Source organism: Burkholderia mycopellens (assembly GCF_964265025.1).
Classification (GTDB): domain Bacteria; phylum Pseudomonadota; class Gammaproteobacteria; order Burkholderiales; family Burkholderiaceae; genus Burkholderia.
Genome location: NZ_OZ183802.1, coordinates 517,856 through 534,988, shown reverse-complemented (window position 1 = coordinate 534,988; position 17,133 = coordinate 517,856). Strand labels below are relative to the sequence as shown.

Sequence of the window (17,133 nt, the reverse complement as noted above, 5' to 3'; positions counted from 1 at the left end):
GAGACTTTGTCCATCACCTATCGCCGAACACAACGGCTCAAGGTCCGCTTGTATGACTTTAGATTTATGCCTCCACGAAGCACAGCCAGCTGCAGCGCCAATCCGCCATTTATCCACGAGAAAAATCAACCGAAAACTTCCAAAATGCAGCCCTCATCGAAATCAATTATCCTTGCCTAGCCTGCTTGAATATGCGTAGATTTTTTTAATTTTAACTCAATGTAACCTTGGAACTTTAAAAATGGTGAGAAAAAATCGTCGCCTGGGGACTCCCGCTCCAGAGCAATCGAAACCTCCGACCTTCCGCGATCAACTCGCACTTTACAGGGACGTCCTGGATGCCGTTCTGAAAACCGGGGCCGTGTCGCTGCCGATCCCAGCAATCCTGATATACAACTACCTGAGACTAATCAGTCACACCGACCTCTTCGCGCCGTCGACACTTTCGCTCGCAGGGCTCTCGGCCTTGCTTCAAGCGTTTCTGATTTTATGGGGATCCTTAACCATCTCCATCATTATTCCATCCATAATCGTCTGCATGTTTCTGAGCGGAACTGCCGACAAGCTCCCGGCCAAAGGACTACCCACATTTATTTTATTAAGCTCGGTAATATTGGCGGCATTCTACGCGGCTATCGGATACTCGTCTAACGAAACGACGCTCTCAACTTGGCAATTCTGGGCAACTTCAATCGGCTCTCTGATAGCAATATGGATAGCCCTCAGCGTGATTGCATGGTGGAGTCCGGCCTGGATGAATGTTGTTCCGAGATCGCCCTCAAAAATCGATTGGCCCCTGCACCTTTCCGAACAAAAAAATCGAGTCATAGCCTTTCTTCAGTCCATTTCCACACGTCGCGCGTCACGCTGCGTCGCCGTTTCAACCGCAATAATCGGCGCGGGCATATACGCCATATATCCAATATTCACCGCCTCCAAGCTTTCCGATTCTTTCGGTTCTCCATTGCATGGCTGGAAAGCAGCAATTTTATTTTTTATAACCATCCTGATCAGCTTCCTCCCCGGGGCCTTTTATCTCAAAACACGATCTGACAACGGATCGCACGGAAAGGCACTAAAGGGCGCACTTCTGATTATCGTAGCAGTCACGTACATCGCACTCTTAAATGGAATTTCAGCCCAGCCTGTTGCTCTCATTGCAATGAGAACAATGGGCGTTATAGATAATAACGAAAGAACATACGAAATCCTGAAGAGCGATGAGCGTCCAGTCTATCAATCACTTGGGTACAAACCGAGGACCAGCGATCGATTCGTTCAGGCGTTCGTCCGATTTCAGTTTGGAGACGTCAAACTCGTCTGCCCCAAAATGTTTCCCTTCCTGGATACGCATTCGCCGTCCAACAACCGAAACCCTGACGAGCTAGAAGCAGAATCGGCACCGGTGCTCAGCAAATCAAAGAGCAACAATATCGATTCAAAGGGTTGCCTAACTCCGACCAAGGATGAAATCAGAGTAATCGACTTACCAGATCAGTTCAGTGTTCCGTCAAGTCAGCCCGTCGCATCGGCAACCACCGCTTCTCCCAAACATGGTGACAAAAACAATCACGATCAACACAGGCACATTGGCAAACCTCACCATACCGCAACCAGCGCTTGCCTGAGACACTAACCCTGTAATTTCACGATAAAGGCTACGCCAACAGAATGCCAGAGGAACCGATCACAAATAGATGGTCGTCGATGGCCAATTTCAGTCCGTCAACGAACACGACAAGACGCAAACCAGATATTACCCCGCGACAATTCATGCCATAGCCCGATCTAGCTATCCAGATCCTTGCCGGCTTGGTAGCATTGGGGGAGCAGATCGCAATCAACCTACTACGAACTACCTTACATCTTTTACCATCGAAAAGAGCTACTATCTCTGCATCACAATCAAGAGGAAAAGGGTATGGCAACGTACAAAGAGCTGAAAGTTCAAGCACTGGCACTTGCAGAGAAGGCTGAAGCAGCACGCCTCGCCGAATTCCAAGCAGTTCTTGATGAGGTCCGCGCCAAAGTCGCCGAGTACGGCATTACTGAGAAAGACATCTTTGGCAGGAAGCGCGGGCGATCCGTCAAAGCACCGACTGAGGCGAAGTATCTCGATCCGAAAACCGGTGCAACCTGGTCAGGCCGCGGTCGCGCGCCAGCGTGGATCAAGGATGCCAAGAATCGAGATCGCTTTCTGATCCAGGAGTAAATCTTTCCGTCTACGGTTTGGTCTGTCACTATGGCGGACCAAGTCGTGGATAGGTGCTCACGCAGCTCCGAATTCCAACTGGCGACAACCAGCACCCCAGGCCATCCTCCACATCCCCATGCAAGTCAGAGTCGCATACGAACACAGCCTTTCTGATGCTCCGGACGACTTCATTGTCCAGGTACCGTCTCAGCTGATTGACGACATACCAGCGAACATCCCTCCTGTATTGCTGCCCGAATACCTCGCCGACCTGATCCTGAAGCGCTCTCCTCAGATGGGGAAGATTCGACACCTCCGGTTGCTTTGACCTAGACGATCCATGATACGCGCAGCTCGTTCATGGCCAACCTAGCATCCAACGCAGCGGCTCAAGGCGCCGCCACACGTATCGATCAAACGACCCCGCCTTGCACCCACTCATTCTCTAGTCGATCCAGATACTCACCATAGCTTTCCGTAAAAACTCGCTGCTTTCTGAATGTTCCTTCGAAGAAAAATTCTCTAATTTCGTTTCGTATGCTTTCAATACTTGGATTCCGAATATTGAGAATTTCGCACGCGAGGTAAAAAGCAACTATCTGCTCAGTTAAAATGACAACGGCACCCGCGACCGATAGACTTGTCTCAGCCCCCAGAGTCTTTTCCGTACGAATTGCACCACTATGCGCGATACCATTCCTGACGGTATTCAACCACTTTAGGCGATCGTTCTGCTCGCCAGACGGCTCCAAAGGAAATAGATCGAATTTCTGTAAAAAACAGGTCATTTTCATCACCGCCGAAGGTGATGCCGTTGACCGAAAACGGGCCGATATATCCTCAGCAACGTTGGGCGCCACCCCCTCAATCTGGAATATCTTCAATATCAAATCCCGTGATTTCGCTAAAATCGTCTTTTCAATCTCACCCACTACCCTTAACGCAGCTCGCTCGATTAGCGGACGGCTCTCATATTTCGTTTTGTTTGACTTTTTCGCCCATGCGGAACACACGGCATCGAAAGCTGCGTTAGCATAAGCCCCGCGTCCAATCAGATCAGGGGCATGCGCCGCATTCACCATGCAATTTAAAGCATCAGAGAGTCCAATTTTGGCAATTGTGTCTAGGCTAATCCAGATCTGGGGCGGTAGATATTGAAGGAATATTGGATCAATGACGCTATCCCCGTAGGCTCGTCGCGGATCACCTTCCAGATCCTGGTCAATGTAGACGCGACGGCCCGTCAAGAACGATAGCAGCAAGACGAGATCGTAATCTTGACTTATCCCTGAGATATCAGGAAAGAGACGTGACTGCTCTTCGCTGCCGTCGCGGTTGGCAACTGCCGTTTCAACGAAACCTCCTCGCTCACGAGGCACGTGCACCACCACACGGCGCAGTTGGCCATCGTACATGTACATCTGCTTAGCACGCTGCGGCATCCCTGCCAAATTGGTGCAGTGTGAAGCAGCTATTTCTATTCTGTATGGACCAATCCGAATGGTGGTTGGCTTAGAACATCCGTGATCAAAGTTGTACAGCTTCACTGACACCTCTCGTCAAGCAGTTGCGGATTGGTAAGCGTCTCTACGCAGCTCGAGCGACAATTTACCGCAACCGAATATACATGGAACATGAACACGATAGCAGTGCGTAGATTCGGACAAAAATTCCGTTTGGGCCGGAGACTAGGATGAACAGCAACAGTCAAATAACATGCCCGTAAGAGCCAAGCGAGTCCTCGTAAAAGAGATGCACGTTATCGTCGATCCCGACATTCATCCATTCATAAACTACCCATCCGCGTGTTCGTACCAGTCACCGCAACCGTCAACAACGCGCCCTCCTCAACAACCGGACACATCCGTTACAGACGTAGGGTCGGCATCATTGATCGGTTCGTCCGTATCTGAAATTTCGCGCTCAAGTGACTGAGCAATGTAGTTCAACAACGATATCGCTCGAAGTCCATTTTCCTTGGTTCCGTAATCGATCGACTCTCCGTGCAGCACCATGTGTCGATTGAGTCCTGCGAATCCCGGAGGACGCGCCTTCTCGGACAAGGCGATGGACATCTCCGCTTCGAGGGGCGCCAGAAATGCACGGGCAATTTGAGAGTCCGCGAATTCAGCCGCTTTGGCCAACACTTCGGGCCGCTCTCTTCCCATGAAAAAATGGGCATCCACCACATCGAAGCAGATTCCATCCACTTGGGCAAGCAAGACAGGGATGGACAACAGATACTGCCCCCTCGAATGAGCGTCAAATGCCGCGTCGAGAATCTCTTGTCGATGCGAATATGCCTGTATCAGTTCCGTGCGAATGCCGTCGATACGAGCGTCGAAGTACTCCACCATCTCGGTATCAGCCTGCACCTCGCGCCCCTCGTCCACCGCACGCTTAAAACGAATCGGATCAGACATTTCCATATCTTGGTCGAGATACCAGCCGAATCGACTCATCGCGATCAGGCCTTCTCGCATCTCGTCCGGATACGAATCCAACTTCCGAGAAAATTCCGAGAGTTCCTTGGCAAGCTTGCCCCACGGCTCGCCAAGTCCCATCACACTCCGACTAATCGCATCCGTAATCTCGTTGACTCGGGACACGATCGGAAATAGCCCGGTCGTCTGCTCTTCCAGCTTACCAAGCACGGAGCCCATCACGTTCGGCAGACGCAGACCGACTTGAATTCGGCTGAGCCAAGTGGGTTCCGGCAGAACCGTGGTCCACAACGCGCCTACATTCAGCGCATTCAAACTGGAAACTGTGTTCCCTAGCGAACTTTCAGCACGGAGGGCGTCGCTCCACGAGACTATGGGTTCACCAGGCGCCGCCGGCTCGTCCGGAGCACCATCTGATCGATCGCTATCCTGCGGGTCATTCGAATTTTCTTTCATATGCTCACCGGATAAAAATCAAACGCGCTCAGGAGATATCTGATAGAGCCGCATGCAGATGCTTCGTCGTCACATGGAAAACTTCTTTCTAAGTAAGCCAGTCATTTTTTCTTTGGCCCGTTTGACAAACTCGTCCTCTGTCTCATCCGGAAGAGGCGTTCCGATCACTCGACTCAGCTCATCTGTGAATTGTTCGCTCTGGACGATATCCGTGACTCTTTGAGAAAATTTCTCTACCTCCTTACCACCGAAGACGAATGGCGCACCACTGAATCCCGCAATCGTCGCGGTCACGTCACTTGTCAATTTCACGCCACTGCTCTGAAGTGCGACTGCTCCCTGCTGTGATTTCAGATACCTCTTGAGGCTCTTCTCCTCGGCGTCTTCGCTAGCTGAAGTGGCGAGGCTGACGTTGAGTTTCGCGCTATCCTTAAGCATTTGCCTCTCCACCTTTTTGAGATTTGAAATAGGCACGGAAAATCGCCTCGAAGGTATCTACCGCTGCCTTGATGATCGCTTCCTTCGCGGACTCAGGGAGCTTTCCCCAAAGCTCCATGAGCATACTGAAAATCTTTGCTATGAATTCAAACATGGTCTTGTATCCCCGTACGATTTGAACAAGTCCCTCGATGAGCGCAGCCGAGCCCATCGAAGCAGCCTTACCTAACGTAATGTTCACTTTGCATGCGTGTAGCCGGACTGGTTCCCCTGTTCCTTGCCGGACGGTCTCACATCCGCACATCAAATGCATGCCATGAGGCGACTATCGCGCACAAGCAAGCGTCTTGTTTTCGCTCTAGGTCCGAGTATATGTTGAGCTTTCTAGCGCTTACATGACGGAGCAATTTCGGCGTGTTCCTCTCGAGTCTGCTGGCGATGACGCACTCACCCTGCCGACTCGCGAGTGCGACACCACTTCGCCCGCGCGCCCAGAACCGCCTTGACGACCTGGCTGCTGATTCCGGCAACGCCCGCGTCCGGCTGACTCCGCTCGCGCACCTGCTTCCCCGCGTGAATGAGGTTACGGGTATCGCGCAAGCCATCGGCATATTTCGCCAGGCTCGGTTCGAGCCAGTCCAGTGAGGCCGCCACCCGGATCATCTCCGCCGCGGTCCAGTCTTCTACAGCCTTGATGGCACCACCCTTGCCTCGGGGAACGCCTGTGGCAGACATCGCACGAACTTCATCCTCACGTAACCACGCTTGCAGGACAAGTTCCAGGATCGACCCCTCCATCACGACCGCAGCCAGCCAAGCGCGCGCTTTTGTACAGCGCGCTGCCTCCTCCCAGCGGAACCGTAAGTTGTTCGCGATGTCGGGTGGCAATCCAAGTTCGTCGAACGGCAGTTGTTCCTGCTGCAGTGGCGCAAGGATGGTCGCCGGCGGCACCAGCCCCAGCCGTTGAACGACCTCATTGACGTAGTAACGTCGTCCGTCTGCACGAAGATACACGCTGGCTGGTTCGGTACCGAACCAGCCAGCATCTTCTCGCAAGAGTCCCCCAGCTTGCAGCGCCTCAAGCTCAAGGACCACTACGAGCGGATCTACATCAAAGAGCAACACAAGCAGTGCCGGCCTCGCAAGTCCCTGGCTCGCGAGGCTCTCGTCGAGTTCCCCGCTGCTGTGCACGAGCGCAATGATCCTGTCGCGCACCGGTACGCCTGGATCTCCTAGCGACGGGTTACGCAAGCCGCGCTCACGCCACCGACGCTCACGAGCCACGAGGCCCGCTGGCGTTGCGAACCACGCATTCGCGCCCATTGCGTTCACGAGACGCTCCCGCTCAAGGGTGTTAAGCTCGGCTTCGATCGGCTCCCGCTCAAAAGCGAGCGCGGGCTCATGATCACGCAGCTCGTCGAGAGAATATCCGATTGCGTTTGTCTGCCTAGCATCGAACATCTCGTGAGAAAACAGTGCGTCACGAACGGCCAGGCTAGCGGGATCGATACTCATTAAATTAAGAAATGGACCTGATGGGGCCATTGTGCCATCAGTCGAGTCACCTCAAGCATCATTCCATGACCTAAGCTGTCGCCGCCATAAGCGCCCAGTGACTCCGTCTTTCCAAGTGGGGTTGCCTCAGTAACTCAGCCGAGTGGGACGTTGGCATCGACAATAGATTACTTATCGACGACGCGACCTGCTCGGCGCCGTACTCCGGCCCGAAGCGAATCGAAACGTGACTCAAGAATGGTGTTCTCGACGACACATTCCAGCTCCATGGCCGCACCAATAGTCAGCCGGTCGTAGATGTAACGGTCAACAACGGACAACCCGACGGGAAGCTGACTATCTCCGGTCCGAACAGCGGCAACCCAAACACCAAGTGAGTATTTTCGATTTCGCTACAGAAGAATACACAAGCGCTACACACCAATTCACCACATTCCCCTCCAGTCTGTAATACTTTGCTCTGGAGGAGCATTTTGGAGCCAGCATGAGCATCAACTCCATCGTCGATTTTATCCAGCAGGGCCACGTCGCAACAATTGGGACTATCTCTTTTTTCACCGCGCCGATCCTTGGGGCTGTTACATTGGTCAAGTTCCGATTCGGAAGCCTGCGATTAGCCCAAGGCCGAACGAAGCGACTATATGACATCATGAACCGGAAGAACGGAGGACACACTGCCTCCTCAGGAGCATTGCAGCTGGCTACCAAAGACATGCTCGGTGTCGAACTACCCGGCGACGCAATCCGCTTCGCGCTTCAGCGTGATAGTCCACTTACGCTTCTCCGCAATATCAAGCAAGCAGGGCTGCTCGTAAAATTTCGGGCAGACGAACAACGCTTCGAAGATGCACGAATCCGTCCGAAGCTGTCGTTCCAGCACATCTTTCACATCGCGATGGCGCTGATCGTCGCCCCCTATCTCGGGTTGATACTGTTCGGTGTAATTTTGAAGCTCGTTGATCCCATCGCCATTGCCGTGTTGTTCACATTGGATCTGATCGTTATGCCGGCGCTGACATTGGTCGCGCTCCGCGCAGATGCTGCACGCCGATTGCTCAATGCCAACGCAATTTATCCGCTGCCGCACGCGACACGATCGAGTCCGAGCACACCACTCACCGACGCAGTCAAAAAGCCGCGGACACGCCGCGCGACCAAGACAGATGATCATGGCAGCCCTCAAGTCGGTGCCGCTGAATCGCCGCCGACCGCTGTCTAATCGAACGGCTGACAAAGCAACTCTTTTGGAGCTAACCAAGAATTTCCGGAGAAAACCTTGAAACGCGACTGGGATCTACTGCGCAAGCAACTTACCGACGTCGAGGAAGACCGCAACGTACTCGACGACATTCCCGATGCTCCGACATGGACAGACCAGCCGGAGGCGGAGTACACGCGCCAGTACGACGAGTACCGCTCGATAGAAGGTCGAATCGCCGGCCATCTTGAATTGCTGATCAACAACGGGTACGTCGAAGGCATTCACGTCCTACGGGGCGCTGACGGACACATTTCGTTCGGCCTGTCGAGTCCACGACTGACAATGGCGGGCCACGATCTTCTCGACACGATGCGATCACTGCCCGTATGGGAAAAGATCAAAGCAACCGCTCAAACGAAAGGTATTGAATTGACGTTCGACGCCATCAAGACGCTCGCAGGCTGGGCGCTCAAGCAACTCATCGGGACATAACGCGTCATGTCAAGATTGAAGTCGCCCCACGTGTCCGGGGACACAGGAACTCTCTTAAAATCACGGATATTCACGATGCAGAGAGCACCTCATTTTCCGAAAAACCAAACTTTCTAGGCCATGAGCGGAACGACTGAACATCCAAAGGTTTTCATTTCGTACAGTTGGACGGATGCCAAACATGAACAGTTCGTCATCGACCTGGCAACCTCGCTTCGCAACCACGGCGTAGACGCAATTCTTGACAAATGGGACCTCAAACCCGGCCAGGACAAGTACGTGTTCATGGAATCGATGGTTGTCGACCCAGACGTATTGAAGGTTCTCGTCCTCTGTGACCGCAAATACCAGGAGAAAGCAAATAATCGTGCGGGCGGCGTTGGTACAGAGTCTCAGATCATCTCGCAAGAGCTTTACGGGAAAGTCAAGCAAACCAAGTTCATTCCCGTTGTTTGCGAGTATGACGCCGATGGACAGCCATGCTTTCCTGTCTTCATGCAAGGCCGGATTTACATCGACGTATCTACAGACGAACGGTACGGCAGCGGCCTTGATGAACTTTTGAGGCTCGTCTATGAGCAACCTGAAATACCGCTCGCCTCGCGAGTTCAGGCGTAATGCGGTGTCATCAACCTAACGGTGTCGCGTGTCCTGAGTTACAGGGGCAACTCCATTAGGCACCTGCCCCATACCGAACGTACGGATACGATCAACTCCCTTAAGCACCAGGTATTGCCCGGCCTTCACAATAGACACCCGGTTCAGACGTACCGCGATTCATTTTCTACCCATCGTAAGCGTCCATGCCTTGGCAGTAGGCTTAACTCGAACCATCTGTCCGTCATCCTTCGCGAAGTAGTCGGCTATGTAATCAGACAACCTCGCGACCTGGACTGGATTACTACAGTCGATAGCGTCAATGGCCCATCGCCCTTGTGCTCTGAGTTCCGCTTGATCCTTCCTCTCATGACAATCGAATGTCAAGCCTTGTCTACGCGTCACCCGACTCCAGCGATCCGCTATATCGTCCTTCAGCTCGTCCAGCTGACTCCGCCTTACCAGCTCAGCATCGAAGAAGAAGATGCAATGGAAGTGGTACGCCCTATGCTCCCCTCCCTGTTCCATTTTGCATATATGACCTGCCATGGGATCGAACAACGCTCGATCTGATCCACGACGATTCCCAAAGAACACGTCTCGATCCTGCATCGCCACGCGTGGATCAATACGTGCTCTCGTCTCAGGTATACCGTCACCTATCGGTGCATTCGATAGCACTTGAGTCCAAGCTCCATTAGCCTCCCTCGTCCAGCTCGTTCGTTCTAATGCATTATTGTCGTCATCCGCATAGCACTTGTAAGACAGGTCTAGACGTACCGGCAGAAGCTTCTTGTGACGCCCATACAGCACATCCAAGTACCGGCGAATAGAACCCTCTTGGCTATCGAGATTACCTCTCCAGTTGTGTAGCGACTTCCTGACTCCTCTACGCACTGCCTCCGTACGCAGACAACCAATGAAGTTGTTGTACAGATCCGCTGCTACTGCCTTGTCGACACTATTCGATAACGTACCGTTACTGAATACCTGAGCAAAGGGATGCTGCATGAAGCAGTCGAAGAAGAGGTGGAGATCAGCACTGTAGGCATACTCAGGCCAGTACAGGTCCATCCATTGCCCACATTGAGACATGAACCCCGACAGGCTCCTATACCCTGAATACCCAACCGGATTACGTACTGCTCGCTGATATCCCGCTTGATTGCGAATGTCAAAGGGTACTTGACTAGTCTCCAGTACCGTCTCCAAGAAACGTTGTAGCTCACCCATCAGATCGGCGTACTCGTCAATCTCCCAGTACCTGACAAAGCCAGGATAAGATTGACTGTTCTCAAAGACGTTCGAATCGAATCCAAATCGATTCCCATGACTTGCTTGTTGACTCATCTTGAATCCCCATTACCAGGACATCCAATAGATGAGCGCTGTGATTTCTTACAACACAAGACAACGAACTCTTATACGTCGAACATATTCTGCTCTGACTACCACAAGAAGTACGGCATTGTGATTCGACATTTCACTACTGTCAGCACAATGAGATCACCCTCTCCATCCAAACGGATCTACGATGAAGATTGCAGCATCCAACATTGATGACGCTCAATCATGCAGTTCTCATTTACACCCACAAGACACTTTATCCTTACCTACAAGAATCCCTTCATCTATAAGAGAGATGACCATGAATACCAAATACACCCCCTCTCTTATAGCTAAAAATATCCATGGATACATGGCACTGGAATACCCCTTATAGTTGAGAATATTCACGAATACAATCTTAATATAGGAGACAGCAAGAACATCACACCAAAAACACCAACAACAAACGCCATTACACCCAGCAAACACAAGCATCTCAGCGGATTTAATCTATCAATTTCAAACAAATATTCGTTACATAATTATCCAGACAATCACCTTAATCAGATGACGCAAACACACCCAACATAACGCACCCCGATTACCATCACCGGATAAAGAACCGCCACCGACTGACCGGCGAAATACCACGGCATTTATTCCCTTGAACTCACCCGTTCTATATAAGCAGCGCTTTGACTAGAACAGTCAATACCGGCTGCTCAGGTTGCAAAAATGCGGCAGAGCGACGCGAATCTTCACCGTGTCCAGCAGCTTTGACGAACACACATCCAACGCGAGAGCTGGCACCAATACGGTGCAAATCAGCCTCCAGCGGAGAACGTAACATGAATGTATAGGGGCATCTACGCTGCTACATTTGCTACGGTAGCAAATGTAGCAGCGTAGCACCGGCAACAATTACCTCTCACTCATCTGTTTCACGTGTAAGCCCAGGACGGACAGCTGCGGTATGATGAGCCCCGTTCTCGCAGAACCTTGCCTGGACGCAAAGCAATAAGGCGCATGCAAATAGCACGCGCCTTATTGCTCAACTCCAAGGCTTATGGTGCCAGGACATCTGATGAAATATTCCAGTCCAGATTAAAAATTTTTGATCGGCCGAAAAAATTGATGAATTATCGGTTCGATCAAGGGAGGAAAAACGATGATGCGCCCGCCCTTCCTCCCATGGTCCACCGAAATATGCCCTTCATCTTCGAGCTCATCAATCGCCATCCCCAAAACAACTGGCTCGCCACGAACATTCGAATAATTATTGAGCTCTCGCTCCGTATAGCGGCCAGGCGTAAGCTTTTGATAGCGATATGGCGCTGCCCGCACTCCCTGAAGCCACAAAAGAAGATCTCGCTTAGCCTCGTCGATCTTTTGCCGTTGCGATGGGACATACTCTGAGAAAATTTGAATGAATTCGTGTGCATACCACTCGCACAGTGCGATCGCACTCTCCATCGCATCCCCCGAAATTTCACCAGACCGTCCTTCGAAATAGTCAAACAACGTGGCAATGCGACTTGCCTGCTGGGCAAGCTTCCGAAAAAATGACTTCATGTCATCAGAATATGGTCCGCAGATCAGCCGATCATGAATCTGCTCCTTGAAATATTTCCAATAGAGTTTTGCGTCATCCGACAATCTGCGTACTTGTCGATCATGCGGCAACGGTACAGTCTGTTCCAAGATTTGTCTGACCCGCTCATTGAAAAGCCCGAGCTTGAGTTCGGACATGTCTTCAACATAAACTCGTTGCCCCGGCTTGTCGTCGGTGTACGGCGCTGCGACTAGAAATCTCCCCATCAATCCTACTTCGAAAGCCTCTCTACCGCGACGCTTCATGTAGTTGGCAAATTTGCCTTCTTGAAGCTGAAGCACTACGGTCAATCGTGGCTCTACTGGGCGGCGATCTCCACTAACAAGAGCCGTCGGCCGGTCTTCACCGCTCCAATAGCTACTCAGCATTGCTTGCTGGCTGAACGTTATACCGGTGAGAACCGGTCCGGCTTCCGGCGAAAAGATGCCAATGGCGCCGTGCTCGATGAGTGCATCCCGCAATCCCTGCGGCGACAATTCCGCATAGCGCAATTGACGTTTTACAGGTTTCACCGGCCGGTCCAACTCGTGCTGAACACGCGCCTCACAAATAAGCTGCTCCTCGGCTGAACCTTTCTCGACACGACCGTACTCCTTTGAAAGTCGCCGCTCGTCGTCCTGCCAGATTTTCAGGTCAGCCCGAAACTGCGCCTCCTTGGCAGCAACCTCTTCAGACTGTCTGCGCTCGAACGCAACAATTTCACGAATAAATCGCTGCTCGACCAGCGATTTCCCGCCGCTTGAATTACTGATCCCCATCAAAAAGATAGCGCACGGCGCTGGTTCGTGACCGGGACATTCAACGTTAGCAAAGCTCTGAACGATAAGCGAAATCGCTCCGAGCGCTGCCTGAGCCGCTAGTTCGACTGGCAAATGAAGGTTTGCGCTGACCTCGAATACAGCATCACGAATGATGGGCGGAAACACCTTCGCCGGGTAGCACCCTTGGGACGTGGGCCACTCATAGGCGATATTGCCGTTCACGTACCTCGTTATTGGCATCTCCGGTCCTCGTTAAGCCACGACCGCGAGAGACGCGAACGCTCCCGACAAACCATGTGACGAGGTCCCCCCATGCCCGGCCTCAATCATTGGCACGACCAAGACAGATTCCGTAGCGGTTGTATCGCAACCCAGCGGTACAGCGTTGTGACCACCGCGGGTTTTCGACACGATGAACATCAAATGCCAGCCTATAGCCGGAACGTCTCCAAGCACGGCCTCACTCGCGACAGTGGATATATCGGCCATAATCTGCTTGCACAGCGCCCCATTTGCTTCGCCGTCAGTGATGGTTGATTGCGACTGGGGAGGAATAGTCTGCGGCATCGCATCCTCCTCTTACATCGCGCCGCGCAGTTGCGCGCGAGCTTCGATCCAGGCGTCGACTTCCGATTCGAGAAAGCCAATCGAACGTGCAGTCAGCTTGATCTTGCGGGGAAAGGTGGGATCGCTCGACATCAGCACGTACAAGGTCGCACGCGACAGATTAGTGCGCTCGATCAATTGCTTCATCCGCAGGATGCGCAGCGCCTTGCCCAGTTGGCGAGCCATCTCGGACATGTTGATCGGAACATCATGGTGGGTGGGGGTGGACTGGCGCGGAACGGCGTTCTGCGCGTGCTGCTTGTTCATGACTTTCTCCATCACTGTTAGGGCAAACGAGGTTGTCTATCCTCGTTTGCTGGAATCCGGCGGGTGCCAAGAGTGACGAAGAATGCAGTCGGAAGTGCACTTCCGAGCAAGCGGTTTTGTCTGACCTTGTCCCATAAGGCTTCCAGACGTCCAAGTCGGAACCAACTCGGAACTGTTCCGAGACTATTTCTTCTTTCTTGCCACCAGGAGATGATCGATTTTCTGCTCGGAAGCGGCAACCGCAGCTTTTTTCACCAACTTGGAGACCCACGTCACGGAGATGCCAAACTTCTCCGCCGTTGGCTTAACGTAAGGTTTTTTCCCAGACGCTTTTAGTTTGTTGTGATAGTCGACGAGTTCCCGCTCCCTCGCCGGACTAAGCTTCCGTCGACCTACGCCTGAGCCCTTGCCCTCTTCGGCCGAGAGCTTTTCCGCCTGCGCCTCGCTTACATCAACGCTACCGCGCTCCACAACCTCCGGCTCCCCAATTTGGTACTCGAATCCATTTCGCTCCAAGTACGCGACAGCTTGCTCTCGGGAAATAAATGCCCCATTCGCAAAAAACTTGGTCTGAAAATGATCACGATCTAACGGAACGATTCGCCCCTCCTCAACTTCTCGTTGCAAGGCATCGTGAAGGCGGCCCAGATAGTCGAGTTGCTCCGTCTTTCGTTGCTCAACCATTTCGTCGCTAATTAACCTTGGCTCCCACGATGGACGTTTCTGTAGCCGGATATATGCCGCCCTGAACGCTGCCCTTTCGTCTTCGGACATTGGGTAGCGCAGCGGCGGCAACGCTGGATTCTGTAACACCTCTGCCAACTCGCGCCGATCGTCGTCAGTCAATTTGTAGACCATTTCCATCTCGTAATATGACTGGGAACCAGATCCATCGACCGGAAGCCCGGCCATTCCACTTTGCGCAGCGGCCGGCAGATCGGACGGAACCAATTCATTAAGCGTTCGGCCGTCTCCCGACATCAACACGCTCTGGTAGGCTACCCGACGTCCATCGCCCCAGAAATCAGCATCGGGCGCTGGAACCGGGAAGCGCGTATTAACCAGCTTGCGGACAACGCAATCGATTCCGCTAAACTCCGTCGGATGTTTGGCTTCGGCAATTGAGCGGCAGAAATCTAAATAATCGATCAGCGAATCGGACGGCAGCTTGACTTGGGCTTGCACTTGTACCTCGCTCAGAAGTATTGACTCCAACGAGTATAAGGGGCCGATCCTTTCACTGCTGCGAACGCCCGACAATCCACGATGTGAAATTACATTGGTTCACCCCGCCCTTGTAGCTTGCCCTCCGGAACGAGGTTCAAAGCGATCTGCCTGCGTCGGAAGGTGCTTATGCTCGCCCCTTCGTACTGCTAGAATGCTGCGTATGCGACTCAGCACTCGATTCCCCTCCGTTCTCCTCTTCTTCGGTTGGCGTTAAGCCTGCCCAGACACTCCTACGGCCCCGCTGCGGGCATCCCAGTCATCTCATTCATTTTGGGGTGAAGTTGGGGCGAAAATTTCACCCTTGACCATGACGCTCAAGAGAAATTTCAATAAATTCAATGAATTAGAGGCAATCATGCTGCTGATGATCGACAACTACGACTCGTTTACCTACAACCTGGTCCAGTACTTCGGCGAACTCGGCGAGGACGTGCGCACCTACCGCAACGACGAGATCACGCTCGACGAAATCGCGAGCCTGAATCCCGACGCAATCTGCCTGTCGCCCGGCCCGAGCAACCCGCAGCACGCGGGCATCACGCTCGACGTGCTGAAGGAATTCGCGGGCAAGAAGCCGATCCTCGGCGTCTGCCTCGGTCATCAGGCGATCGGCGAGGCCTTCGGCGGCCGCGTCGTGCGCGCGAAGACCATCATGCACGGCAAGGTGAGCAAGATCGAAACCGACTGCCGCGGCGTATTCGCCGACCTGCCGAAGCATTTCGACGTCACGCGCTACCACTCGCTCGCGATCGAGCGCGAATCGCTGCCCGACTGCCTCGAAGTGTCCGCCTGGACCGACGACGGCGAAATCATGGGCGTGCGCCACAAGACGCTGCCGATCGAAGGCGTGCAGTTCCACCCGGAATCGATCCTGTCCGAGCATGGCCATGCGCTGCTCGAGAATTTCCTGAAACAGGCACGCGCCGCGGCCGCGGCCGCCTGACGGGAGCCTCACGATGACGATTACCCCGCAGGAAGCGCTGCAGCGCACGATCGAACACCGCGAAATCTTCCACGACGAGATGCTGCACCTGATGCGGCTCATCATGCGCGGCGACATGTCGCCCGTGATGGCGGCCGCGATCATCACCGGGCTGCGTGTGAAGAAGGAGACGATCGGCGAGATCGCCGCCGCCGCGACCGTGATGCGCGAATTCGCGAATCACGTCGAGGTACAGGACAACTCGAACTTCGTCGACATCGTCGGCACCGGCGGCGACGGCTCGCACACGTTCAACATCTCGACCGCGTCGATGTTCGTCACGGCCGCGGCCGGCGCGAAGGTTGCGAAGCACGGCAACCGCGGCGTATCGAGCAAGTCCGGCAGCGCCGACGTGCTCGAGGCGCTCGGCGTGAACATCGACCTGCAGTCCGACCAGGTTGCCGCGTCGATCGCCGAAACGGGCATGGGCTTCATGTTTGCGCCGAACCATCACCCGGCGATGAAGAACATCGCGGCCGTGCGCCGCGAGCTCGGCGTGCGCACGATCTTCAACATCCTCGGCCCGCTGACCAATCCGGCCGGCGCGCCGAACCAGCTGATGGGCGTGTTCCACCCCGACCTCGTCGGCATCCAGGTGCGCGTGATGCAGCGTCTGGGCGCGCAGCACGTGCTCGTCGTGTACGGCAAGGACGGGATGGACGAGGTATCGCTCGGCGCGGCAACGCTCGTCGGCGAACTGCGCGACGGCAAGGTGCACGAATACGAAATCCATCCGGAAGACTTCGGCTTGCAGATGGTGTCGAACCGCACGCTGAAGGTGGAAAATGCCGACGAATCGCGCACGATGCTGCTCGGCGCGCTGGACAACCAGCCGGGCGTCGCACGCGAGATCGTCACGCTGAACGCCGGCACCGCGCTCTATGCGGCGAACGTCGCCGAATCGATCGCGGACGGCATCCAGCTCGCCCGCGAAGCGATCGCAAGCGGCAAGGCCCGCGCGAAAGTCGACGAACTCGTGCGCTTCACGCAGCAGTTCAAGCGCTGACTCCCC

The 17,133-nt window shown here is 53.7% G+C and carries 16 protein-coding genes; 7 read left to right on the top strand and 9 right to left on the bottom strand.

Annotation, left to right across the window (positions count from 1 at the left end; genetic code table 11):
- The first annotated feature begins 241 nt into the window (after nucleotides 1–241).
- Together ACPTTC_RS02595 and ACPTTC_RS02590 are read left to right on the top strand one after the other, a co-directional pair.
- Complete coding sequence (locus ACPTTC_RS02595) at nucleotides 242–1,636, top strand: hypothetical protein (RefSeq protein WP_423391461.1); 1,395 nt, start codon at nucleotides 242–244, stop codon at nucleotides 1,634–1,636.
- Between the two features lie 285 nt (nucleotides 1,637–1,921).
- Nucleotides 1,922–2,212, top strand: a complete 291-nt coding sequence (locus ACPTTC_RS02590) for an H-NS family nucleoid-associated regulatory protein (RefSeq protein WP_423391460.1) — start codon at nucleotides 1,922–1,924, stop codon at nucleotides 2,210–2,212.
- Between the two features lie 395 nt (nucleotides 2,213–2,607).
- Here the strand turns inward: ACPTTC_RS02590 and ACPTTC_RS02585 are convergent, their stop codons facing one another.
- From ACPTTC_RS02585 to ACPTTC_RS02565, 5 genes are all read right to left on the bottom strand, one after another.
- Complete coding sequence (locus ACPTTC_RS02585) at nucleotides 2,608–3,741, bottom strand: hypothetical protein (RefSeq protein WP_423391459.1); 1,134 nt, start codon at nucleotides 3,739–3,741, stop codon at nucleotides 2,608–2,610.
- Nucleotides 3,742–4,041: 300 nt separating this feature from the next.
- A complete protein-coding gene (locus ACPTTC_RS02580) occupies nucleotides 4,042–5,094 on the bottom strand; it encodes a hypothetical protein (protein ID WP_423391458.1) in 1,053 nt (350 codons plus the stop codon).
- A gap of 69 nt (nucleotides 5,095–5,163) precedes the next feature.
- Complete coding sequence (locus tag ACPTTC_RS02575) at nucleotides 5,164–5,532, bottom strand: hypothetical protein (protein WP_423391457.1); 369 nt, start codon at nucleotides 5,530–5,532, stop codon at nucleotides 5,164–5,166.
- Nucleotides 5,525–5,773 carry a hypothetical protein gene (locus ACPTTC_RS02570; RefSeq protein ID WP_423391456.1) on the bottom strand — a complete coding sequence of 83 codons (249 nt, stop codon included), beginning with the start codon at nucleotides 5,771–5,773 and terminating at the stop codon, nucleotides 5,525–5,527. Before ACPTTC_RS02570 ends, ACPTTC_RS02575 begins: the two co-directional genes overlap by 8 nt.
- 206 nt (nucleotides 5,774–5,979) lie before the next feature.
- On the bottom strand, nucleotides 5,980–7,047 hold the full coding sequence (locus tag ACPTTC_RS02565) for a hypothetical protein (RefSeq protein WP_423391455.1): 1,068 nt from the start codon (nucleotides 7,045–7,047) through the stop codon (nucleotides 5,980–5,982).
- Nucleotides 7,048–7,531: 484 nt separating this feature from the next.
- On the opposite strand from ACPTTC_RS02565, the gene ACPTTC_RS02560 reads away from it, so the two are divergent.
- The 3 genes from ACPTTC_RS02560 to ACPTTC_RS02550 all read left to right on the top strand — a co-directional run bounded on the left by ACPTTC_RS02560 (nucleotide 7,532) and on the right by ACPTTC_RS02550 (nucleotide 9,358).
- Nucleotides 7,532–8,266: a hypothetical protein gene (locus ACPTTC_RS02560; RefSeq protein WP_423391454.1), complete on the top strand. Its 735-nt coding sequence runs from the start codon at nucleotides 7,532–7,534 to the stop codon at nucleotides 8,264–8,266.
- A gap of 57 nt (nucleotides 8,267–8,323) precedes the next feature.
- On the top strand, nucleotides 8,324–8,740 hold the full coding sequence (locus tag ACPTTC_RS02555) for a DUF2513 domain-containing protein (protein WP_423391453.1): 417 nt from the start codon (nucleotides 8,324–8,326) through the stop codon (nucleotides 8,738–8,740).
- Nucleotides 8,741–8,860: 120 nt separating this feature from the next.
- The gene (locus ACPTTC_RS02550) at nucleotides 8,861–9,358 is read left to right on the top strand and encodes a toll/interleukin-1 receptor domain-containing protein (protein ID WP_423391452.1); all 498 of its coding nucleotides are present in this window, start codon (nucleotides 8,861–8,863) and stop codon (nucleotides 9,356–9,358) included.
- Between the two features lie 159 nt (nucleotides 9,359–9,517).
- On the opposite strand, the gene ACPTTC_RS02545 is transcribed toward ACPTTC_RS02550, so the two are convergent.
- From ACPTTC_RS02545 to ACPTTC_RS02530, 4 genes are all read right to left on the bottom strand, one after another.
- Entirely contained in the window at nucleotides 9,518–10,687 is a 1,170-nt protein-coding gene (locus ACPTTC_RS02545) for a hypothetical protein (protein ID WP_423391451.1), read from the bottom strand.
- Nucleotides 10,688–11,770: 1,083 nt separating this feature from the next.
- Nucleotides 11,771–13,261, bottom strand: a complete 1,491-nt coding sequence (locus ACPTTC_RS02540) for a DUF3987 domain-containing protein (protein WP_423391450.1) — start codon at nucleotides 13,259–13,261, stop codon at nucleotides 11,771–11,773.
- 357 nt (nucleotides 13,262–13,618) lie between these two features.
- Nucleotides 13,619–13,912, bottom strand: a complete 294-nt coding sequence (locus ACPTTC_RS02535; protein ID WP_423391449.1) for a helix-turn-helix transcriptional regulator — start codon at nucleotides 13,910–13,912, stop codon at nucleotides 13,619–13,621.
- A gap of 183 nt (nucleotides 13,913–14,095) precedes the next feature.
- Nucleotides 14,096–15,097 (bottom strand): hypothetical protein, encoded by a 1,002-nt coding sequence (locus ACPTTC_RS02530; RefSeq protein WP_423391448.1) that lies wholly within the window; start codon nucleotides 15,095–15,097, stop codon nucleotides 14,096–14,098.
- Nucleotides 15,098–15,494: 397 nt separating this feature from the next.
- Here ACPTTC_RS02530 and ACPTTC_RS02525 point away from each other — a divergent pair, with 397 nt between their 5' ends.
- On the top strand, nucleotides 15,495–16,082 hold the full coding sequence (locus ACPTTC_RS02525) for an aminodeoxychorismate/anthranilate synthase component II (RefSeq protein WP_423391447.1): 588 nt from the start codon (nucleotides 15,495–15,497) through the stop codon (nucleotides 16,080–16,082).
- 13 nt (nucleotides 16,083–16,095) lie between these two features.
- Nucleotides 16,096–17,127: an anthranilate phosphoribosyltransferase gene (gene trpD / locus ACPTTC_RS02520; protein WP_043191545.1), complete on the top strand. Its 1,032-nt coding sequence runs from the start codon at nucleotides 16,096–16,098 to the stop codon at nucleotides 17,125–17,127.
- Nucleotides 17,128–17,133 lie beyond the last annotated feature (6 nt).

Coding starts and splice junctions, on each gene's coding strand:
- ACPTTC_RS02595 (WP_423391461.1), top strand. CDS start 242: ATGGTGAGAAAAAATCGTCGCCTGGGGACTCCCGCTCCAGAGCAATCG.
- ACPTTC_RS02590 (WP_423391460.1), top strand. CDS start 1,922: ATGGCAACGTACAAAGAGCTGAAAGTTCAAGCACTGGCACTTGCAGAG.
- ACPTTC_RS02580 (WP_423391458.1), bottom strand. CDS start 5,094: ATGAAAGAAAATTCGAATGACCCGCAGGATAGCGATCGATCAGATGGT.
- ACPTTC_RS02575 (WP_423391457.1), bottom strand. CDS start 5,532: ATGCTTAAGGATAGCGCGAAACTCAACGTCAGCCTCGCCACTTCAGCT.
- ACPTTC_RS02565 (WP_423391455.1), bottom strand. CDS start 7,047: ATGAGTATCGATCCCGCTAGCCTGGCCGTTCGTGACGCACTGTTTTCT.
- ACPTTC_RS02560 (WP_423391454.1), top strand. CDS start 7,532: ATGAGCATCAACTCCATCGTCGATTTTATCCAGCAGGGCCACGTCGCA.
- ACPTTC_RS02550 (WP_423391452.1), top strand. CDS start 8,861: ATGAGCGGAACGACTGAACATCCAAAGGTTTTCATTTCGTACAGTTGG.
- ACPTTC_RS02545 (WP_423391451.1), bottom strand. CDS start 10,687: ATGAGTCAACAAGCAAGTCATGGGAATCGATTTGGATTCGATTCGAAC.
- ACPTTC_RS02535 (WP_423391449.1), bottom strand. CDS start 13,912: ATGAACAAGCAGCACGCGCAGAACGCCGTTCCGCGCCAGTCCACCCCC.
- ACPTTC_RS02525 (WP_423391447.1), top strand. CDS start 15,495: ATGCTGCTGATGATCGACAACTACGACTCGTTTACCTACAACCTGGTC.
- trpD (WP_043191545.1), top strand. CDS start 16,096: ATGACGATTACCCCGCAGGAAGCGCTGCAGCGCACGATCGAACACCGC.